General features: G+C 70.7%; 17 protein-coding genes. 2 read left to right on the forward strand and 15 right to left on the reverse strand.

Annotation, left to right across the window (positions count from 1 at the left end; all coding sequences use genetic code 11):
- Nucleotides 1-5 precede the first annotated feature (5 nt).
- Genes FPZ12_RS25395 through FPZ12_RS25465 form a run of 15 tightly spaced genes read right to left on the reverse strand, consistent with a single transcriptional unit; the run spans nucleotide 6 to nucleotide 17489 of the window.
- Nucleotides 6-1478: a class I adenylate-forming enzyme family protein gene (locus tag FPZ12_RS25395; protein WP_144748882.1), complete on the reverse strand. Its 1473-nt coding sequence runs from the start codon at nucleotides 1476-1478 to the stop codon at nucleotides 6-8.
- A complete protein-coding gene (locus FPZ12_RS25400; protein ID WP_243770022.1) occupies nucleotides 1475-3628 on the reverse strand; it encodes a CoA transferase in 2154 nt (717 codons plus the stop codon). Before FPZ12_RS25400 ends, FPZ12_RS25395 begins: the two co-directional genes overlap by 4 nt.
- A gap of 2 nt (nucleotides 3629-3630) precedes the next feature.
- Nucleotides 3631-4800 carry a thiolase C-terminal domain-containing protein gene (locus FPZ12_RS25405; RefSeq protein WP_144748884.1) on the reverse strand — a complete coding sequence of 390 codons (1170 nt, stop codon included), beginning with the start codon at nucleotides 4798-4800 and terminating at the stop codon, nucleotides 3631-3633.
- A 2-nt stretch (nucleotides 4801-4802) separates the two neighbouring features.
- Nucleotides 4803-5222 (reverse strand): Zn-ribbon domain-containing OB-fold protein, encoded by a 420-nt coding sequence (locus tag FPZ12_RS25410; protein ID WP_144748885.1) that lies wholly within the window; start codon nucleotides 5220-5222, stop codon nucleotides 4803-4805.
- Nucleotides 5219-6166, reverse strand: coding sequence for an acyl-CoA dehydrogenase family protein (locus FPZ12_RS25415; RefSeq protein WP_144748886.1), 948 nt, complete (start codon nucleotides 6164-6166; stop codon nucleotides 5219-5221). The genes FPZ12_RS25410 and FPZ12_RS25415 overlap by 4 nt, the downstream gene beginning before the upstream one ends.
- Nucleotides 6163-7314, reverse strand: coding sequence for an acyl-CoA dehydrogenase family protein (locus tag FPZ12_RS25420; RefSeq protein ID WP_144748887.1), 1152 nt, complete (start codon nucleotides 7312-7314; stop codon nucleotides 6163-6165). The genes FPZ12_RS25415 and FPZ12_RS25420 overlap by 4 nt, the downstream gene beginning before the upstream one ends.
- A gap of 21 nt (nucleotides 7315-7335) precedes the next feature.
- On the reverse strand, nucleotides 7336-8166 hold the full coding sequence (locus FPZ12_RS25425) for a mycofactocin-coupled SDR family oxidoreductase (RefSeq protein ID WP_144748888.1): 831 nt from the start codon (nucleotides 8164-8166) through the stop codon (nucleotides 7336-7338).
- The gene (locus tag FPZ12_RS25430; RefSeq protein WP_144748889.1) at nucleotides 8163-9605 is read right to left on the reverse strand and encodes an aldehyde dehydrogenase; all 1443 of its coding nucleotides are present in this window, start codon (nucleotides 9603-9605) and stop codon (nucleotides 8163-8165) included. Before FPZ12_RS25430 ends, FPZ12_RS25425 begins: the two co-directional genes overlap by 4 nt.
- Before the next feature lie 29 nt (nucleotides 9606-9634).
- Complete coding sequence (locus tag FPZ12_RS25435) at nucleotides 9635-9946, reverse strand: hypothetical protein (protein WP_208026002.1); 312 nt, start codon at nucleotides 9944-9946, stop codon at nucleotides 9635-9637.
- Nucleotides 9946-11574: an AMP-binding protein gene (locus tag FPZ12_RS25440; RefSeq protein WP_144748890.1), complete on the reverse strand. Its 1629-nt coding sequence runs from the start codon at nucleotides 11572-11574 to the stop codon at nucleotides 9946-9948. The genes FPZ12_RS25435 and FPZ12_RS25440 overlap by 1 nt, the downstream gene beginning before the upstream one ends.
- Entirely contained in the window at nucleotides 11571-13064 is a 1494-nt protein-coding gene (locus tag FPZ12_RS25445; protein WP_144748891.1) for an acetyl-CoA acetyltransferase, read from the reverse strand. Before FPZ12_RS25445 ends, FPZ12_RS25440 begins: the two co-directional genes overlap by 4 nt.
- The gene (locus FPZ12_RS25450) at nucleotides 13049-13819 is read right to left on the reverse strand and encodes a crotonase/enoyl-CoA hydratase family protein (RefSeq protein ID WP_144748892.1); all 771 of its coding nucleotides are present in this window, start codon (nucleotides 13817-13819) and stop codon (nucleotides 13049-13051) included. Before FPZ12_RS25450 ends, FPZ12_RS25445 begins: the two co-directional genes overlap by 16 nt.
- Before the next feature lie 16 nt (nucleotides 13820-13835).
- Nucleotides 13836-15068: a cytochrome P450 gene (locus tag FPZ12_RS25455; protein ID WP_144748893.1), complete on the reverse strand. Its 1233-nt coding sequence runs from the start codon at nucleotides 15066-15068 to the stop codon at nucleotides 13836-13838.
- A gap of 14 nt (nucleotides 15069-15082) precedes the next feature.
- Complete coding sequence (locus FPZ12_RS25460; RefSeq protein WP_144748894.1) at nucleotides 15083-15970, reverse strand: SDR family NAD(P)-dependent oxidoreductase; 888 nt, start codon at nucleotides 15968-15970, stop codon at nucleotides 15083-15085.
- Between the two features lie 13 nt (nucleotides 15971-15983).
- Nucleotides 15984-17489, reverse strand: a complete 1506-nt coding sequence (locus FPZ12_RS25465) for an aldehyde dehydrogenase family protein (RefSeq protein WP_166462903.1) — start codon at nucleotides 17487-17489, stop codon at nucleotides 15984-15986.
- 163 nt (nucleotides 17490-17652) lie between these two features.
- Between FPZ12_RS25465 and FPZ12_RS25470 the strand changes: the two genes are divergently transcribed.
- Nucleotides 17653-18612, forward strand: coding sequence for a PDR/VanB family oxidoreductase (locus tag FPZ12_RS25470; RefSeq protein WP_424923640.1), 960 nt, complete (start codon nucleotides 17653-17655; stop codon nucleotides 18610-18612).
- A gap of 184 nt (nucleotides 18613-18796) precedes the next feature.
- Nucleotides 18797-20131 (forward strand): MFS transporter, encoded by a 1335-nt coding sequence (locus FPZ12_RS25475; protein ID WP_144748897.1) that lies wholly within the window; start codon nucleotides 18797-18799, stop codon nucleotides 20129-20131.
- Nucleotides 20132-20153: the final 22 nt, after the last annotated feature.

Below are 20153 nucleotides of genomic sequence, written 5' to 3' on the forward strand. Positions count from 1 at the left end.
CGGGCTCAGCCGCGGTCCGCCGGGGCCGCGGCGAGCTCGGCCCGAAGCACGCGGCGCAGCAGTTTGCCGGTCTCGCTGTAGGGCAGCTCTTCCCGCTCCACCACGAGCGACGGCGCCCGCGAGGACCGCAGTCGCTCCTTGACCCACGTCCGCAGCTCCTCGGCGTCGGCGTGCCGGCCAGGGTGGAACACCACGGCGGCCGCCACGGTCTCGCCCCATTCGGTGTCGGGCACGCCGACCACGGCCACTTCGGACACGGCGGGATGGCGGACCAGCACGTCCTCGATCTCGCCCGGCGACAGGTTTTCCCCGCCCCGCACGATCACGTCGTCCGCGCGGCCCTCGATGAACAGGTAGCCCTCGGCGTCGAGCCGCCCGGTGTCGTTGGTGCGGAACCAGCCTTCGGCGTCACGGGCATCGGAGTGCTCGTACTCCCCCGCCACCTGCTCGCCGCGGACGAGCACGTCACCGACCTCGCCCGCCGGGAGCGGTTTCCCTTCCGCGGAGCGGATTTGGATCTCCACTCCGGGCACCGCCCGGCCGACCGAGCCCAGCCGGGCCCTGACCGCGGGGTCGGTCGCGGCGGCGGCCGAGCGGTGGTCTTCGGGCCCGAGCAGCGCGATCGTCGAGCTGGTCTCGGTGAGCCCGTACGCGTTGACGAAGTTCACCTCGGGCAACAGTTTCATGGCCCGTTCGACGACCGGGGTGGGCATCTTCCCGCCGCCGTAGGAAAGGTGCCGCAGGCTCGGCAGCCGGGTGCCGGTTTCCTCGAGGACGTCGAGGATCCGGCCGAGCATGGTGGGCACGATCATGGCGTGCGTGACGCTCTCCGCCGCCGCGAGTCCGACCCACTGCCGGGCGTCGAACTGCGGCAGGTACACCAGCCGCCTGCCGAGGTACACATTGGACAGCACCGCCGCCATGCCCGCGATGTGGTACTGCGGAACGCTGACGAGCGCGGCCTCTTCCTCGCCTGCGCTCAGGAAGTCCACTGTGGACAGGATGTAGGAGACGAGGTTGTGGTGGCGCAGCAGCACGAGCTTCGGGGTGCCCGTGGTGCCGCTGGTGAACAGGGCGATCGCGACGTCGGAGCCCTCCTCGCCCGGTTCGGTGGAGGTCGGCGTCAGGAGGTCGTCCGCGAAATCCAGGCCCGGCACGTTCTCGATCCGCGCGCGGGTGCGCTCGTCGGCCACCACGACCGCGGGCGCGGCCCGGCCGAGCACCTCGTGGAGCCGGTCGTCGGCGAGGCGGTAGTTGACCGCGGTGAACGGGACACGGGCCAGCGCGCCGCCGAACACCATCGCCGGGATGTCGTCGGAGTTGAGCCCGGCGAGCACCAGCCGCCGCGCCTTGCGGTCCGTCAGGTGGCCCGCGACGGCGCGCGCCTGCTCCCGCAGCTCGCCGTAGGTCGTGTTCCCGACCGCACGCCGCTCCGCCGCCGCGTCGGCCACCATGTCCAGCAGCATCGCGATGTTCATCGCGCCATCACCTCCGTCTTTCCCGCGAGCTCGTCGAGCACCTCCGCGGTGTGCTCACCGAGAGCGGGGACGGATTCCCCGCTCCGGCAAGCACTCCAGAATCCGCCGACCACGTCCAGCGCGCCGTAACCCTTGGTCCGCAACGAACGGCTCACGCCCAGTTCGCGGTGGACCGGGTCGTCGAAGAACGCGTCCATCCGGTCGAGCGTCACGCGCGTGGCGGGCACGCCCGCTTCCTCCAGCGCCGCGAGCAGTGCGCCGGCCGTCCGGTCGAGATCCACGCCGTCCAGCCGTTCCCGCTCTTCCTCGGTGAGCGCGGCGATCGCGACCCAGCCGTCCCGCGCGGGCACGATCCGGTGCCACGGCGAGATTCCGGTCTGCTCCGCGTCGATCCGGTCGACCGGCAGCCGCTCGCCGGAAACCGGCAGCGCGACCTCGCTCGCCATCGTCATCCCCACCGCGAGCAGCGACGTGGCCGCGTCACCGACGACGCCGGTGTGCTCACGCTGGAACAGTTGCAGCAGCGCGCCGACCGTCGCCGAAAGCCCGGCCTGCACGTCGAGGATCGAGTTGCGCAGCCAGTTCGGCGGCTGCCCTTCGCCCGCGTTCGCCCGTTCCCAGCCGGTGAGCGCCTGTGCCGTCGGGTCGTAACCGGGGTACGCCGCGAGCGGGCCCTTCTGGCCGTTGGCGCTGACGTGGCTGAACACCACGCGCGGGTTGACCGCGCGCAGCCCCGGCCCGTCGATCCCGAGCCGGGCCGCCGGGCGCAGGCGCATGTTGTGCAGCACGATGTCCGCGCTTTCGATCAAGCGCCGCAACGGTTCCTGGGATTCGGGCGCCTTCAGGTCGAGCGCGACCGAACGCTTCCCGCGGTTGGACCCGGCGAACTGCGTCAGCCCCCGCCCGCGGTCACCGCCCTTCGGCTCGACCTTGATCACATCGGCGCCGAGGTCCGCCAGGCACTGCGCGCCGTACGGGCCCGCGACGACGCTGCCGAAGTCCAGCGCCCGCAAGCCCTCCAGCGGCAGCGCGTCACCGGCGCGCGACAATTCCGGGCGCGGGTCGCCGAAAGACGCCACCACGTCGGAGAATTCGTGCTCGCCGAGCCGGGGCGCCGGGGACCGCACGACGCTCGGCGGCGTGGTCCCGATCGGCGGGCCGACCTGCAGGCACCGGCCGATCTCGGCGTCGTCCACCTCGACCACGTAGTCGTTGACCCTGGCCTGTTCCTCGGTGAAGCAGTCGCCGAGGTCGCGGATGCGCATGCACGGCACGTCGGCTTCGGCGAACTCCGCGATCCAGTGCGCCGAGTCGTGCTGGGCGAACACTTCGGCCCACTCGGCCCGGTTTCCCGGGTTCACGCCGATCTCGTACAGGTCCACTTTGTCCAGTACGGCCAGGGTTTCCAGGATCGGCGGGGACTCCAGCCAGCCGCCCATCGCGCCGGCGAGCTGGATCCACTCGCCGTCCGCGCATGCGAAAATGCTCAGCGCGGCGTCCGGCCAGATCTTGGGCAGGGTGTGCCCGGTCAGCCCTTCGGGCAGGTGTTCGGAACGCTGCCAGTACAACGCGGCCGGGGCGAGCGCGCCCTGGAACACGCTGGTGTGCATGGCGCGCACGGTGCCGGTCCGCTCTCGCTGCACCAGCCGCGCGAGCACGCCCGAGGCGACCAGGTACGCCGCGCACCAGCTGGGGAACGGCATCCGGACGAACACCGGGCCCTCGCGGTTGCCCTGCTGCTCGTCCATGAACCCCTCGGCGGCCTGCACCAGCGAGTCGGCCGCCGCCCAGTCCGCGCGCGGATGCCCCTCGGGATACGCCGGGACGGAACCGAGGATCAGGTGCGGATGCCGGCTCGCCAGCGACTCCTCGTCGAGCCCCAGTTCGCGGGCCTCGCCGATCGGCAGCGAGTGGATCAGCACGTCGGCCCGCGCCAGCAGCTCGTCGAACCGGTCCGCGTCCCAGAGCGTGCCGCGTTTGCTGCGGTTCCAGGTCGCGAAGCCCGCGGGCCACAGCCGGCGCGCGGGATCCCCGCCAGGACGCTCCACCTTGACCACGTCGGCGCCGGCTTCGGCCAGCAACCGGGCGGCGAACGGGCCCGGAATCCCTTCCGCCAGCTCGACAACCCGCAGTCCCGCCAGTACCGGCATGCTCACCTTCCGTCCGTCGTCGCGAACAGCGCGACGCTGCTCAGCTCCGAAATGGGCCCGCCGGAGACGAGACACAGCTCGGCGCCGGGGACCGGGTTACTCGACTCGCCGCGCAGGAACCGCACGGCCTCGACGGCGTTGCCCATGCCGTGCAGGAACCCTTCGGCGAGGTCGCCGCCACCGGTGCAGATCGGCAGTTTCCCGTCCGGGGCGATCAGGTTCTCGAAGGTGCAGAACTCGCCCGCGCCCTCGGCGGTGCAGAAACCCAGGTCGATCAACGCCGACACGGCCGGGCCGGTGAAGTTCACGTACAGCTGCACGGCGTCGACGTCGGCGGGCGTGGCGCCCGAGCGTTCCCACACCCGGCGCCCGGCCGAGACCTGCGACGAAGACGTGTACGGCTCGTGGTTCTCTTCCAGCTCGCCCCACCGCGGGCCGTCCGCGCCGATCGCGGAGGCGAGCAGGTAAACCGGCTTGCCGGTGAGGTCGCGGGCGCGTTCGGCGGAGGTCAGGATGATCGCCGCGGCGGCGTCGTTCTCACGCGAGGAATCGAAGAGCCGCAAGGGTTCCACGATCCACCGCGACGAGGTGTACTTCTCGTCGGTGAGGTCGACGCCCCGTCCGACGGCGCCGGGGTTCTTGCCCGCGTGGTAGTAGCACGCCTGCGCGATCGCCTTGAGCGCCGACGGGGAGACGCCGTCGTGCTCGATCAGCCGCTGCGTGCGCAAACCCAAGGCCTGCGCGGGAGAATCCACCCCGTGCGCGGCGTAGTGCGGGCCGAACACGCCCTGGCTGACCGCGCGCAGCAGCCGCCCGCTGGACGACTCGGCGGTCGCGCGGTACACGACGACGGTTTCGGCGTGCCCGGACAGGATCGCGGCCTCGGCCATCGCGATCGCGCCCGCGCTGCCGCCGCCTCCGCCGCCCCAGACGAGGCTGGTCCAGCGCAGCTCCTTCGTGCCGAGCGGGCCCGCGAGGCGCGTGCCCTCCTGGACATCGGCGCCGTAGGAGCAGAACCCGTCGATCTCGCTCGCCGGGATGCCCGCGTCCGCCGCGGCCGCGTCGATCGCCTTGAGCAGCAGTTTCCGCTCGGCGTCCGGGGACTGGCCGCGTTTGTGGTACGGCGTGATCCCGATTCCCGCGACCGCCACCTGGGTGGGCCGGTTGGTCATGGTCAGGACTCCTTCGTCCACGTCAGCACCGGCAGGCCGGCGGTGCGCTCGGAGGCGGCGGCGAACGTGCCGCGCAGCCGGTCCCCGATCCGCACGGGCTCCCCGGTCAGCAGGCCCATCACCCGCGCTCCCCCGGCCTGGGGCAGTTCGACGAGCACGTTGTCGTAGGGCACGAGTTCGGCGTAGCCGGGCACGAACGGGTAATGCGTGCGGATCCAGCTGAACACCCTGCCCACCGGTTCGACGGCTTCCCAGCCCAGCTCGTACGAGCCGCAGCCGGGACACCGCCAGTCCGCGGGCCAGGCCCAGCGCCGGCACGACGTGCAGCGCTGGATCCGCAGCTCGTGCTCGCCGAGGCCCTCCCAGTACGGCGCGTCGACCCGCTGCGAGAACTCGGTGGCGGCGTTGCGTTCCCCGGTCATGAGCCCTGTGCCAGCAGGTCGCCGGACAGATCGTCGAACAGGCTCGCGAACGGGACCGCCTCCATTGCGCTCAGCAGCCGGGCCTGGGTCTGCGAGCGGCCCCACGGCAGGCGGCGCAACGGCTGGCTGTAGCGGGAAAGCCACGACAGGTCGGTCTCGTCGCAGAAGCCCATCGCGCCGAACATCTGGTGCCCGGTGCGGAACACGTTCTCCGCGACCTCGATCGCGGAGGTGCGCAGCGCGAGCGCGTCCGCCGACGCGCCGGGGTTGCCCGCCAGCACCGACCACAGCGTGTACTTCGCGAGCTCTTCGAGGCTCTGCAGCCCGGCCGCGGTGTCGGCGAGCTGGAACTGCAGGGCCTGGAAGGTGGCCAGCGGTTTGCCGAACTGCTCGCGGTCGAGCAGGTGGCGGCGGGTCATCCGCAGTGCCTCGTCGGCCATGCCCAGCAACACCCAGCACGGCAGGGTCAGCGCGAGCGGGACGACACCGTCGTCCACGGTCCACTCGCCCAGCTCGACCGGGCAGGCCAGCGAGCCGAGCTTCGAGCCGACCCGCTCACCGACCGAAACGACCGGGGCGCGGCGGCCATCACCGTCCACAACGGACCAGCGCAGCGCGGGGTCGATGCCGGCCAGGTTCACCCGCGGGTTCGGCAGCGACACGACGGCCACCGCTTCGTCCCCACCGGCGAGCCGCTCCGCGACGGGATACGGCAGCGCGAACCGCCCGGCCGCCCGGCACACCGCCGCGGCGGCTTCACCGTCCACTTCGGACTCACGGGGGCGCAGCTCCCACACGCCGATCTCGCCGAGCAGCCGCTGCACGGTGTCGTCGGCGTTGCCCGCTTCGGCCTGGCGGGCCAGTTCGAACCCGCCCGCCTTGCGCAGCGCGGATTCGACGATGGCTTCGAGGTCCTGGGCCTCGCTGCTCAGTTCGGTGTTCATTTCGCCCCCAGCAGGGTTCGCGAGAGCAGCATCCGCTGCACCTCGATGCTTCCGGACGCGACGGTCGCGGCCTGCGCGTAGCGCCAGTGGTCGTCCACCGCGCGTTCGAAGAGCCGGGCCGGGTCACCGGCGCCGACCGCGCGTTCTTCGAGCATGTCCATCAGCACCTCCGCCACTTCCTGGTCGAGCCGCGTCGCGACGATCCGGTACGCGGCGGTGTCGGCCGGGTCGACCGTGCCGGACTCCTGCTTCTCGATGACCCGGTAGGCCAGCAGCCGGGCCTGGCGGGTGTGCACGAGTGCGTTGGCCCAGCGTTGTTTCAGCTCGACGGGGAACTGCTCCCAGCGGTCGGCCAGCATGACCGGCGCCAGGTTGAGCAGCCGGTCGCAGCGGGCGTAACGGGCGATGCCGACGCGTTCGAAGGCCAGCGCCTCGCGCACGATCGACCAGCCCTCGTCGACCTCGCCGAGCACGTCCTCCCGGGTCACCGGCACTTCGTCGAAGTAGACCTCGTTGAGGTGGTGCGGGCCGACGAGCGCCTTGATCGGCACCACGCGGATACCCGCCCGGTCCATCGGCACCAGGAACACCGTGATGCCGTGGTGCTTCTTCGCGCCGCGGTTCGTGCGGGCCAGCAGGAAGCACCAGCCGGCCATGGTCGCGTAGGAGGTCCAGATCTTCTGCCCGCGCACCCGCCAGCCGTCGCCGTCGGCGACCGCCGCGGTGCGCAGGGAAGCCAGGTCCGAGCCCGCTTCCGGCTCGGAAAAGCCCTGGCACCAGATGACCTGGCCGCGGGCGATGCGTTCGAGGTGCTCGGCCTTCTGCGCCTCGGTGCCGAAGCGCATGATGGCCGGGCCGACCCAGTTCACGCCCATGTACTGCGCGCCGCGGGGCTCGAAATGCGCCCACATCTCCTCGCGCATGATCGCCTGTTCCCACGGGCTCGACGCGGCGCCGCCGTATTCGACCGGCCACGCCGGGGTCAGCTGGCCCTTGTCCGCCAGCAGCTTGCAGAAGTTCTGCGCCAGCCCGAGATCCTTCGGGTCGTCGGTGAACGCCCCGAGGTACTCGCGCGGCATCGCGGACCGCACCAGGTCACGCAGTTCGCGGCGCAGTATCGCGCCGCGGTCGGAATCACTGAAGTCCACACCGGCCTCCGGGTAAGTTGGTCATACGACGGCGAAGCCCGCGTCGACCGGCAAACTGACTCCGGTCACGTGCTTCGTCGCGTCGGACGCGAGCCACAGGACGGCCGCGCTGATTTCTTCGGGTTCCAGGCGTCCGGCGTGCATCGCGTCGCCGAAACCCGTCGCGACGCGCGCCATGTTGTGCTCCACCCAGGACCGCATCGCCGGGTTGTCGATCATCGGCGTGGCCACCGCGGTCGGGTGCACGCAGTTGACCCGGATGCCGTGCGGCCCGAGTTCCAGCGCGTAGGCCTTCATCAGGCCGACCTGCCCGTGCTTGCCCGCGGTGTACGCGTCGCTGCGGGGGTCGCCGCGCGACATGCCTTTCAACCCCGAGGTCGAGTTGATGAGGATGACGCTGCCGCCCCGGCCGCCCTCGACGAGCAGCGGCGCGGTGGCCCGGATGGTGTTCCAGGACCCGGTCAGGTTGACCGCGAGGTAGTCGCCCCAGATCTCGTCCGGGGTGTGCGCTTCCTCTTCCGGGAAGCCTTGCGCGACACCGGCATTGGCCACCACGATGTCGAGCCGCCCGAACTCCTCGCGCGTCCGCGCCACGGCGTCGGCGAGCTGCCGCGAGTACCGGACATCCGCCACCACGCTGATCCCCCTGCCACCGGCTTCTTCCACCGCCGCCAGCGTTTTCGCGAGATCGTCCGAAGTGGACATCGGGTACGGCACGGTCGGGATCTGCGCGCAGCAGTCCGTCACGACCACCGACGCGCCGGCCCTGGCGAGCGCGATGGCGTGCGAGCGTCCCTGCCCGCGACCCGCTCCGGTGACGAAGGCGACCTTGCCGGTCAGATCGGTGCTCATGAGGCCACCGGGGCGTTGTAGATCGACTTCAGCACGTAGTACGGCGTCAGCCCTTCCGGGCCCAGCTCGCGCCCGAGCCCGCTGGCCTTGCGGCCGCCGAACGGGGCTTCCATGCTCAGGTCGTACCCGTTGATGCCGATGGTGCCGGTCTCCACTCGCCGGGCCACGCGCATCCCGCGCTCAGGGTCCGCGGTGAACACCGAACCGCCGAGGCCGTAGTCGGAGTCGTTGGCGATCTCCACCGCTTCGTCCTCGTCACGGAACGGGATGACCACCAGCACCGGCCCGAAGATCTCCTCGCGGGCGATCCGCATCCCGTTGTTCACCCCACGGAAAACCGTGGGCCGGTAAAAGAAACCCTTCCCCGGCGGGCGTTCGCCGCCGAGCACGGCCTCGGCGCCCTCGCCCTTGCCGTACTCGACGTAGGCGGCCACGCGATCGCGCTGCCGGGCGTTGACGAGCGGGCCGAAGTCCGTGCCGCGGTCGGACGGGTCACCGAGGCGCGCCGTGCGCATCCCGGCGACCACGGCGTCGACCACCTCGTCGTAGCGGGACTCCGGCGCCAGGATCCTGGTGCAGGAGTAGCAGACCTGGCCCGAGTTCGGCGCGCACAGCCGCGTCACCTGGCCGGTGAAGTCGTCGAGATCCGTGTCCTCCAACAGGATCGCCGCGCTCTTCCCGCCCAGTTCCAGCGTGACGGGCTTCAAGGCTCGCCCGCACGCCGCGGCGATCTCGCGCCCGGCCGCCGAGGAACCCGTGAAGGCCACTTTGGACACCAGCGGGTGCTCGACGAGCGCCATCCCGGTGTCACGGCCGCCGGTCACGACGTTGAGCACGCCGGGCGGGAAACCGGCCTCCTGCACGGCTTCGGCGAGCCAGTGCGCGTCGAGACTGGTCTCCGGCGCGGGTTTGAGCACCGCGGTGCAGCCCGCGGCGAGCGCCGGGGCGAGCTTCCAGGCCACCAGGATCTGCGGCCCGTTCCAGGGCGCGATGATCCCGACGACGCCCACCGGTTCGCGGCGGACGACCGCGTGCGCGGGATCGCCCGGCCTGCCTTCCTCCTCCGCGAGGTTTTCCACGAGGTCCGCGTAGTAGCGGTAAGCCGCGGCGGCGCCGTAGGCGTTGCCCCAGCGTGCCATCTTGACCGGCATCCCGTTCTGCCGCGTGATCAGCGCGGCCAGCTCACCGGCGCGCGCTTCGATGATCTCCGCGAGCCCGCGCAGCAGCGCGGCGCGGTCGGCGGGGCCGAGCTTGCGCCACTGCGCGGCACCGAAAGTCGCCGAAGCGGACCGCACCGCGGTGTCCACATCGGACTCCGTCGCGACCGGCGCCGAGCCGATGACCTCTTCGGTGGCCGGGTTGAGCAGCGTGATCCGCTCGCTCCCGGTCGCCGGGACGGGGCGGCCGTCGACCCACAGATGGTCGAGCACTGTGCCCATCGAGAAAACCTCCCTTCCGCGTGCGGTCTTCAGTCCGAGGACGGCAGTGAACGCGCTTCCTTGATCTCCAGCACCAGCCCGTCGGCGCGGAGCGTGCCGTCGCCGGGCTTGGTGCACAGCAACTCCAGCCCGAGTCCGGGATGGACGTAGCGCTTGCCCATGAGCGTGCCGCGTTCGCGGTCCACCGCGGTACCGGCCGGCGGCTCCGCGGGCTCTTCGCCGAGGCGGCTCATCGGCGCGCCGCCGCAGGTGATCGCGACGGCCTTCTTCGGCGGCCGGACCACGATGACCTGGGTGCCGCAGACCGGGCTCACGAGCCGGTCTCCCACCTTGATCAGCATCAGCTGTCTCCTTGTCCTGCCTGTGCCCTGGCCCAGCCGTAGTCGGGCTTGCCGTTGTCGAACCGGCGGATCCGCTCGACGCGCAGGAACGCCTTGGGCACCTTGTATCCGGCGAGCCGCTCCGCGACCGCGGCCCGCATTTCCTGGTCTGTCAGTGAGTCCGTGACCACGAGCGCGACGACCTCGCTGCCCCACCGTTCGCTGGGACGCCCCAGCACGAGCGCGTCGGCGAGGCCGGACAGGCTCAGCAGAGCGGACTCCACCTCTTCGGCGTAGACCTTCTCGCCGCCGGTGTTGATCACTGTGGCGTCGCGGCCGAGGAACGTGATCCGGCCCGAGTCGTCGATCTCGGCGCGGTCGCCGGACACCGCGAGGTACCGGCCGCCGATGGTGCGGAACACCGAACGCGTCCGCTCCGGGTCGCCGAGGTACCCGCGCGGCAGGAAACCGCCGTTGGCCAGCAGGCCGCGGCCCGGCGCGGAGGCGTCGCGGATCTCGCCGCTCTCTTCGTCGACGACGCAGGTGTTCGGGCCGGCGACGAACCCGCCGGTGTCCCCGCGGGTCTGGTTCGCCTGCGGGCCCGTCTCCGAGGAGCCGAGCGCGTTGATGACCGTGACGTCTCCGAAGAGCTCGGTGAACCCGCTCCACGACCGTTCGGAAAGCACCGCGCCACTGGAGAAAACGAACCGCAGGTGCTCCGGCCGGTTCGTGCTCGCCGCGAACGCGTCCAGCAGCGGGCGGGCGAACACGTCGCCGACGATCGCCAGCGACGACACCCGCTCCCGCCGCAAGGTCTCCGCCGTTTCGGCCGCGTCGAAGTGCACCGGGTCGTCGCTGAGCACCACGGTGCCGCCGCTGGACCACGCGTTGAACGCGTACCAGAGCGCGGTGCCGTGCATCAGCGGCGGCGCGGGCAGCGCACGCAGCCATTCCCGGCGCGGGGCACCCTCGACGGCTTTCGCGATCGAACGGACCTGGATGCCGCACGGCCCGGGGATGGCGTCCTTCTGCCGCCAGATCACGCCTTTCGGCATGCCCGTCGTGCCGCCGGTGTACAGGATGTGCACGTCATCACCGGAGGGCACGCGCTCCTCGGCGGGGGCGACGGCCTCGGCGATGACCCGCTCGTAGTCGTGCGAGCCCGCCACCGGCCGCGCGCCGGAGTCGTCGGCGACGCACACCAGCACGGGCGGCTCGGACACTTCAGCCAGCGCCTCCCGCAGCACGGGCGCGAATTCCTGTTGGTACACCAGCACCTTCGGCGCCGCGTCGCGCAGCAGGTACGCCAGTTCGCCCGCCTTGTACCGGTAGTTGACGTTGAACGGGGCGCACCGGGCGCGATAGCCGCCCAGGATCGCCTCGAGGAACTCCGGCCTGTTGCGCACGTAGACCCCGACGAGGTCGTTCGGCGACTCCCACGGGTGGTGCTCGCCCTCGCGGCGGCCCTCGGTGTGCGCCGTGAGCCACCAGCCGAGCGCCTTCGTCCGGTCGCGAGTCTCGGCCCAGCTCTGCCGCTTCTCGTTCTGCACCAGGCAGTCCCGGTCGCCGACCACTTCGGCGATCGCGTCCCACAGCGCGAGGAAGCCGAAGGTGCCGGTCTCTTCGTGCGTGTCGAGAGTCGCCGTCATGCCGCCCCCTCCAGCGCGAAGGTCCGCCTGCCGTCGGCCTCGGTGATCCGGCCACGACGGCCGATCGGGTCGGCGTTCTCCGACACCAGCTCTCCCAGCGTGTAACCATCCTTTTTGGACACCCGGACCCCGGTGCGCCTGCCGTCGGGCAGGCTCGCCACCACGTACCCGCGGGCCGGGTTCGCCTCGCGGTCGTACTCGACGGTGAACGTCTCCACGACCGCGTCGCCGGCGTACCGGTCGTCGACCGCAATCGTTTGCGGTGTCCCGATTCCCGGCGCCGCGACGAAACCCTCCGGCCGTGCCGTGCCGGAGAGCACGACGGCCGAATGCTTGGTCACGTACTCGCCGTTCGCGTACACGAGGCCGGTGCCGCCGCTGCGGCGCAGCTCCCGCGTCACCGCGACGAGCGCGTGGGACGAGTAGTTGTTGTGCGGCCCGCCGAACGAGGTCAGCCCGCCGGTGGCCGACAGCCGCCGGTCCGTCACCTTCAGGTGCAGGCTCGCCAGCTTGGGCACCACCGGGAAGCAGCTGTACAGGTCGAGAACGTCCACATCGGACAGTTCCGCGCCGCCGAGCGCCCCGTCCAGCGCCCGCGCCATCCCCGCCGAAGCACCGAAAGTGGGGCGCTCCAGCACGTCCTCGCAGTCGCTGTCCGAGGCCGCGGACCACACGTGGATCCGCTTCGACTCGGGCACGCCCAGCCTGTCCGCCTCCGCGACGCTCGCGACGAGGAGCGCGGCCGCCTGGTCCACCTTCGCGGTCGCGTTCATCAGCAGCGGGTACGGGAAGCAGATCATCCGGTTCTTCGGGCCGACAGCCGAGATCTCCTCAGGCGCCCGGACCTGCGGATTCCACGCCGCGTCGTTGCCGGCGGCGACCTCGCTGAACCCCGCGTACATGCGGGCCGACCAGTCCTGCGCCTCGGCGAAGGACTGGCCCAGCTCGTGCCGGAGCCTGTTCTCGAACAACGGGTAGATCCGGATCGGCCCGACCAGCCCGAGGTCCCACATCCGCTCGGTCCCGCCGACCGCGCGGCTGAACCTGCCGGGACCACCGGGATCGCGCGACCAGGGCGGCTCCTTTTCCGCGCGCTGGAACGCTTCCAGCGACGACTGGGACTCCCCGCCGCACAGCAGCGCCAGTTCCGCTTCCCCAGCCGCGATCTGCTCCGCGATTCCCTTGAGCAGTTCCACCGGCTGGTGCCCGCCCGCGCCCGAAGTGGCGGTCCGGGCTTTCGCCGCGCCGAGCCGTTCCGCCACGGCACCGGCGTCGTCGGCGTAGGACCACGAAACGATCTTCACCGCCGACACCAGGTCCAAACCGGACAGTGCCAGCGCGTCCACCCCGGCGTCGGCGGCCGCCTCGTTCACCGCGCGCAGTACGAGCTCGAGCGGTTCCACCGCCGCGTCGAGGGCACGCCCGCGGTTGTCGCGCAGCTGCCCGGCGCCGATGATCACCACGTCACGCGGGCTCACGACGCGGTCCATTCCGGCGCCCGCTTCTCGATGAACGCCCGCACGCCTTCCTTGACGTCGTTGGTCTTCCCGACCTTCCGCGTCGCGTCGTTCGACACCTGCCATGCCTCGCTGTCCGGCAGCGAGGTGGCGTTCAGCACGACTTCACGGGAGTACTGCACGGCCAGCGGCGCGTTCACGGTGATCCGCTCGGCGAGCTTGCGCGCCACGGCCACCGCCTCGCCCGGCTCGCACAGCTCGTTGACCAGGCCCAGTTCATAGGCCCGCTCCGCGCCGTACGCCTCACCGGTGAGCGCCCACTCCATCGCCACGGTGACCGGGATCTTCCGGCCGAGCCGGAACAGCCCGCCGCCGCCGGCGACGAGCGCCCGCCGCACCTCGGGCAGCCCGAACGTCGATTTGGTCGACGCGACGACGAGGTCGCAGGCCAGCACCATCTCCGTGCCGCCGGCCAGCGCGTGCCCGTCGACGGCGGCGATGAGCGGCTTGGCCCGCTCCCGGCGGACCAGCCCGGCGAACCCGCCCTTGCGGGTCCGCATCTCGCGGTCCTTCCCCGCGCCGACGACCTTGAGGTCGGCGCCCGCGGAGAACACCGGTGGCTTGCCGGTCAGGATCGACACCCAGATGTCGTCGTCCGCCTCGATCGTGTCGAGCGCCTCCTCGATCCCCGTGGCCACCTCGCCGTTGACGGCGTTGCGGGCCTCCGGGCGGTCGATGGTGATCAGCGCGACGTGCGTGTGCGGATCGGCCTCGTACAGGACTCCCATGTGTCCTCCCTTCCGGTCAGGCGGTTTCGCGGCGGCCGGGCGCGAAGACCAGCTCGACGTTCTCCACGCCCCAGGTGAGGCCGAGGTGCTCCTCGACCTCCACCCCGTCGGCGAGGCGGAACTCCGGGATCCGCCGGTGCAGCTCCTGGAAGGCGATCTTCAGCTCCAGCTTCGCCAGGTGGACGCCCACGCAGCGGTGCGCGCCGAGGCCGAACGTGAGATGCGGTTTGGGCGGCCGGTCGAACTTGACCTCGTCCGGGTCCTCGAAGTACTTCGGGTCGCGGTTGGCCGCGCCGAGCGGGCAGTGCACGCGCTCGCCCTGCGGCAGCTCGAGGTCACCGACCTTCGCCGACTCGACGGCGACGTTGCGCGTGGGCACCGCGGGCGAGGCCCAGCGCAGCAGCTCCTCCACGGCGGGTTCGAGCTTTTCCGGCGCGGAGAACATCTCCGCCCACTTGTCCTGGTTGCGGGCCAGGTACGCCATGCTCTGCCCGAGCACGCTCTGCACGGTGTCGAGCCCGGCCAGCATCATCACCAGGAACAGGTCGAACAGGTCGTCGACCGGGATCGGCTCGCCGTCGATCTCCGACTCCAGCAGCGCGCTGGTGATGTCGTCGGTGCGGTTCTGCTTGCGCTGCTCGATCAGCTCCATGACGTAGCCGTGCACGCCGGCGCTGGCCTCGGCGCGGGCCTTGTCGGTCTCCTCCTGCGGAGCGCCGGGGATGCCGTGCAGGAACACGTCGACCCATTTGGTCAGCTTCGGCGCGTCCTCCAGCGGCCAGCCCATCAGCGCGAGGAAAGTCGTTCCGGGGTAAGGGAAAGCGAACTCCGGGTCGAAGTCGCAGTGGCCCTTCTCGATGAACCGGTCGATCAGGTCGTTGGCCACGCCGCGGATCCGCGGTTCGAGCTTCGCCACGGCCTCCGGGGAGAAGTGCGGATCGAGCAGCCGCCGGTACTGCCGGTGCAGCGAGCCGTCGATCTCCAGCGGGATCATCCGCTTCTGCCCGAACGCCTGCGAACCGTCGGGCATGTTGGGGAAGCTGACGAACCCGCGGTTGTTGCGGCGCAGCACGCTGCTCATGTCGTCGTAGCTGGAAAGCACCCAGAACCCGCCGTCGGCGGAGAAGCTCACCGGGCACTTCTCGCGGCGGTCCGCGAGCTCGGACAGGTGCTCGGCGATGGTGGTCTGGGCGTAGACGTCGTAGTCACGACGGAGTTCGGTGCGCAGTTCTGCGATCTTCTGGTCCATTGTGGTCACTCCCGTTACTCGCCCATGATCCCGCTGGCGGCCTGTTCCATCATGTTTTCCCGCCAGTTGTCACCGAACGGGATCGCGACCTGCGCGAGGGTCCCGCCGTCGGTCACCGGGAGGCTGACGCCGGACATGTACATCGACTCGTCGGAGGCGAGGAACAGCGCCGGGTACGCGTTGTCGAGGATCTGCGGCGGCCGCGGCAGCTTCAGCGGGATGGGCGAATGCTCGGGGATCCATTCGCCGCCCATTTCCTCGTGCGACTTGCCGAGCACCGGCGCCTCCGGCGGCAGGATGAAGTTCGCCGACATCCCGTGCGTGGGGCAGATCGCGTTGATCCGGATGCCGTACTTGCCGATCTCCCATGCCGCGCAGATCCGCACCATCGCGTTGATCCCGCCCTTGGCTGCGCCGTACTGCGGGAAACCGGGGTAGCCGACCAGCGACGCGGCCGACGAGGTGCAGATGATCGAGCTGCCGGCCGGGCCGCCGGGGTTCTTCTTCATCGCGCGCACGGCGTGCTTGACCGAGAAGAAGACGCCCTTGAGCACGACGTCGTGGGTCTCGTCCCACTCCTCCTCGGTGATGTCCTCGAACGGCGCGAGCCCGAACCCCTTGGCGGGGATGCCCGCGTTCGCGAACATCACGTCGAGCTTCCCGTACTGCTCGACGGTCGCGTTGACGGCAGCCTCCACTTCGGACTCCACCGTCACGTCGGCCTTGACGGCGATCGCCTCGCCGCCGGCTTCCGTCACCAGCGCCAGAGTCTCCTTGGCGCGGGACTCCTGGACGTCGGTGATGACGACCTTCGCCCCCTCCCGCGCGAAGAGCTGGGCCGAGACCCGGCCGAGCCCGGAGCCCGCACCGGTGATCATCGCTACCTTGTTCGCCAGACGCATCGTTGCGTTCCTTTCAGTTCCACTTGGCGCCGAGCAGCCCATAGGGCCGGCGCGCGGGGTCCGGATCCAGTGCGGTGTAGAAACTCTTGGTGCGGGTCAGCCCGTCGAGCGCGGCGGTGCCGTACTGCGCGCCGACGCCGCTGTACTTCCAGCCCTCCATCGGTGAGTCGCGGACGTGGGCCATGCCGTACTCGTTGACCCAGACCGTGCCGGAGTCGATGCGCTCACCCACGGCGCGCGCCGCGACGAGGTCGCTCCCCCACACCGAGGCCGCGAGCCCGTAGCGCGTCGAGTTCGCGATTTCCACGGCGTGGTCCACGGAATCCGCGGCCAGCACGGTGATCACCGGGCCGAAGGTCTCCTCCTGCGCGATGTCCATTTCGGACGTCACGTCGCGCAGCACGGTCGGCACCACGTAGTAACCGCCGTCGGGGAGCTCGCCATTGGTGCCCGCGCGACCGGCGATCTTGGCACCCTGGTCCTGCGCGCGGGCGATCATGTCGTGCACTCGTTTCGCCGACGAGGCCGACACGACCGGGCCGACGTCGGTGTCCGGGTCGGTGGCCGGGCCGGCGCGCAACGCGCCGACGAGCCCCGCGAGCCGTTCGCAGGCTTCCTCGTACCGGCCGCGCGGCACGATCAACCTGCTTGTCGCGACACAGATCTGGCCCGCGTGCAGCACCGAACCGAACACCGCGCCCGGCAGCGCGAGATCGAAATCGGCGTCCTCGAGGATCACCGCGGGAGACTTGCCGCCCAGTTCCAGCTGGACCCGCTTGAGCGTCTCCGACGCGGTGGCCATGACCTTGCTGCCGGTGGCGGAACTGCCGGTGAAGGAGACCCCGGCGACCTCGGGATGCGCCACCAGATGCTGCGACGGCGCGGCCCCGCCGTTGACGATGTTCAGCGCACCGGCGGGCAATCCGGCCTCCGCCAGCACTTCCGCGAACAACGCCGGACCGGCGGGCGCCAGCGGAGAAGGCTTGACGACAACGGTGTTCCCGGCCAGCAGCGCGGGAATCGCCTTCTGCCCCACCACGTACATCGGCACGTTGAACGGGGTGAGCGCGGCGATCACGCCGAGCGGCAGGCGGTGCGTCTCCCATTGGCCGAGGAACGCCGACGCGTCGATCGGCGCGGCCTCGGGCCGTTCCAGGTACGGCGCGAGCTTCGGCCATTCGCGCAGCAGCATCGAGGTGCCGGCGACCTGGAGCGCGGCGGACATCCGGATCGCGCAGCCGGTGTCGGCGGCGAGGAGCCCGGTGAGCTCTTCGGCCCGCCGGTCGACGATGTCGGCGGCGCGGTGCAGCAGCTCGATCCGTTGGGACAGCGGGGTTTCCCGCCATTCGCGGCCTGCCTCGATGGCAGCCCCGACCGCGCGGTCCACGTCCGCGGCCGAACTCTCGGCCAGCAGGCCCAGCTGCTTCCCGGTCGAAGGATCGAAGTTCACCGTGGTCCGTTCACCCTCGGCCGGCTGCCAGGAACCACCCACGAAGTTCCGCACATCCACCGCGATCACCCTTCCGTCCTCGTCGACCCCGCGCTGTCCGCTGCCGTCAAAGCCTGGCACAAGCTTGTAATCTTTGCAAGGATTAGAGCGCAACAACCGAACGCCAATAGACATATAAGATTACAAGGATTAGCGTCTCATGCGTCCGGACAGACCGACGACGGAGGATCAGGTGCGGAGCACACCGGAAGAGGCAGACCTGAAGCTCGTGGTGGACCGCCGCGAGGTACTCGCGGACGACGTGGTCCGGCTGCGCCTGGCCGATCCCGAAGGCGCCCCGCTTCCCGAGTGGAGCCCGGGCGCGCACATCGATCTGCGGTTCACCGAGGACCTCGTGCGGCAGTACTCGCTGTGCGGCGATCCCGACGACAAGCACAGCTGGCAGGTCGCCATCCTCCGCGAGCCCGCGAGCCGCGGCGGCTCCGAGTTCGCGCACGACCGGCTCACCGAAGGCACCCGGATTTCGGTGCGCGGCCCGCGGAACCATTTCGAACTGTCCGCGGCGGAGGAGTACCTGTTCATCGCGGGCGGCATCGGGATCACGCCGATCGTGCCGATGATCAAGGAAGCGGCGCGGACCGGCGCCCCGTGGCAGCTGCTCTACGGCGGGCGCACCCGGTCCAGTATGGCTTTCCGCGACGAACTGGCCGCGCACGGCGACGGGGTACGGATCCGGCCGCAGGACGAAACCGGGTTGCTCGACCTCGCCGCGTTTCTCGGCGAACCCCGGCCGGGCGTCGCGATCTACTGCTGCGGGCCCGAACCGCTGCTCCAGGCCGTGGAAGCGCAGGCCGAAGCCTGGCCGCCGGGAACCCTGCACGTCGAGCGCTTCACCCCGAAGGACCTGGGCGAGCCGGCGCGCGCGGAGTCGTTCGAGGTCGAGCTCGACCAGTCCGGCCGCGTCCTGACCGTCCCGCCGGAGAAGTCGATCCTCGAAGTGCTCGGCGAAGCCGGCCTCGACGTGCCTTCGTCGTGCCAGGAAGGCACCTGCGGCACCTGCGAAACCGTTGTACTGGCTGGCGAACCCGATCACCGGGACTCCTTGCTCACGCCCGAGGAACAGGCGTCGAACGAGACCATGATGGTCTGCGTTTCACGGGCGAAATGCGCCCGGCTGCTCCTCGACCTCTGACCACTTTGTCTAACGGACAGTGTCCGTTACTATGGCCTCCTGCGCAATGCCCCACAGCAAGCAGCCGGGAGGAGTTTCACCGGGCGCCGAGCGCTTCATCAGGCGTGCCCGAACTGGTTCGAAACACGTATTTCCCAGGCCCGGCGCGCTCGCCGCCGGGCGGTCCCCCGGAAACGGAGCAACGATGCCCCATCCTGAAACCGCTGCGGTGCAACCGAAAGTGCGCCGGAAGGCGGGAACCGCGGCGTTCTTCGGCTCGGTGCTGGAGTACTACGACTTCAGCCTCTACGCCACCGCCGCCGCGACCGTCTTCCCGAAGGTCTTCTTCCCCGGCGCGTCGCCGTTCCTGGCCTCGCTCCAGTCGATCGCCACGTTCAGCATCGCGTTCCTGGTGCGGCCGCTGATGGGGTCGTTCCTCGGCAGCCTCGGCGACCGCGTCGGACGGCAGCGCGTGCTGATCTTCACCCTGCTGACGATGGGGATCGCGACCGCCTGCGTCGGGCTGATCCCCGGGCACGCCACCATCGGCTGGCTCGCGCCCGTTCTCCTGGTACTGCTGCGGATCCTGCAGGGCATCGGCGCGAGCGGCGAGTTCGGCGGGGCCACCCTGGTCGCCGTCGAGTTCGCCCCGAAGCGGCGGCGCGGCCTGCTCGGTTCGCTGCCGGCGGCCGGCGCCTCGTTCGGCGGGATGCTCGGTTCCGTGATCATGCTGGCCGTGTCGAGTTCACTGACGTCCGCGCAGTTCCTCGACTGGGGCTGGCGCATCCCGTTCCTGCTCAGCCTCGTCCTGGTGTCCTACGGACTCTGGCTGCGGATCCGGCTCCCGGAAACCCCGAGCTTCAAGACCATCGAGCGCAAGGCGCGCACCCCGCTGCGCGACATCCTGCGCCACCGCCCCGGCGCGATCGCGGCCATCGTCGCGATCGTCACCGCGCAGACCGGGTTCGGCTATTTCTACCTGGTCTTCGTCGTCTCCTACGCGGGCAACCACATCGGACTGTCCAGTAACGACACCTTCATCGGGCTCATCGTCGCCCAGGTCTCCTGCGGTCTGCTGATCCCGGTGTTCGGCATCCTGTCCGATCTCTGGGGCCGCCGCACGGTGATCACGATCGGCATGGTGGCCTCGGGCGCGCTGGCGTTCCCCAACTTCGCGCTGATCCGGCCGGACTGGCCGATGGGGCTGTGGCTGGCGATGTTCCTCGGCAACGGGGTCGCCGCGTCCGCGATCGTCGCGCCCGCCGGGCCGCTGGTCGCCGAGCTCTTCCCCGCCCGGTACCGCTACAGCGGCATGGGACTGGCGCGCGAGTTCGGCAACATGCTCGGCGCGGCCTGCATTCCCCTGCTGGCCGTGCAGCTTTCCTATACGAGCAACGCGAAAGCCGCGCTCGGCGTCATGCTCGTCGCGCTCGCCGTACTCGGCCTGGCCGGGGTCGTGATCGCGGGCCGGAACAGGCCGGAAACCGAAGGGACGGAACAACTTCCGCAGGAGTCGCAACTGGACACACGAATGGGTTAACCCGTCAATCTTTGTAAAGATT

Origin of the sequence: Amycolatopsis acidicola (genome assembly GCF_007713735.2) — a bacterium.
Classification (GTDB): Bacteria; Actinomycetota; Actinomycetes; order Mycobacteriales; family Pseudonocardiaceae; genus Amycolatopsis_E; species Amycolatopsis_E acidicola.

Coding starts and splice junctions, on each gene's coding strand:
- FPZ12_RS25460 (WP_144748894.1), bottom strand. CDS start 15,970: ATGCGTCTGGCGAACAAGGTAGCGATGATCACCGGTGCGGGCTCCGGG.
- FPZ12_RS25410 (WP_144748885.1), bottom strand. CDS start 5,222: ATGACCGGGGAACGCAACGCCGCCACCGAGTTCTCGCAGCGGGTCGAC.
- FPZ12_RS25450 (WP_144748892.1), bottom strand. CDS start 13,819: ATGGGAGTCCTGTACGAGGCCGATCCGCACACGCACGTCGCGCTGATC.
- FPZ12_RS25425 (WP_144748888.1), bottom strand. CDS start 8,166: ATGAGCACCGATCTGACCGGCAAGGTCGCCTTCGTCACCGGAGCGGGT.
- FPZ12_RS25435 (WP_208026002.1), bottom strand. CDS start 9,946: ATGCTGATCAAGGTGGGAGACCGGCTCGTGAGCCCGGTCTGCGGCACC.
- FPZ12_RS25440 (WP_144748890.1), bottom strand. CDS start 11,574: ATGACGGCGACTCTCGACACGCACGAAGAGACCGGCACCTTCGGCTTC.
- FPZ12_RS25405 (WP_144748884.1), bottom strand. CDS start 4,800: ATGACCAACCGGCCCACCCAGGTGGCGGTCGCGGGAATCGGGATCACG.
- FPZ12_RS25400 (WP_243770022.1), bottom strand. CDS start 3,628: ATGCCGGTACTGGCGGGACTGCGGGTTGTCGAGCTGGCGGAAGGGATT.
- FPZ12_RS25415 (WP_144748886.1), bottom strand. CDS start 6,166: ATGAACACCGAACTGAGCAGCGAGGCCCAGGACCTCGAAGCCATCGTC.
- FPZ12_RS25475 (WP_144748897.1), top strand. CDS start 18,797: ATGCCCCATCCTGAAACCGCTGCGGTGCAACCGAAAGTGCGCCGGAAG.
- FPZ12_RS25445 (WP_144748891.1), bottom strand. CDS start 13,064: ATGGACCGCGTCGTGAGCCCGCGTGACGTGGTGATCATCGGCGCCGGG.
- FPZ12_RS25430 (WP_144748889.1), bottom strand. CDS start 9,605: ATGGGCACAGTGCTCGACCATCTGTGGGTCGACGGCCGCCCCGTCCCG.
- FPZ12_RS25395 (WP_144748882.1), bottom strand. CDS start 1,478: ATGAACATCGCGATGCTGCTGGACATGGTGGCCGACGCGGCGGCGGAG.
- FPZ12_RS25455 (WP_144748893.1), bottom strand. CDS start 15,068: ATGGACCAGAAGATCGCAGAACTGCGCACCGAACTCCGTCGTGACTAC.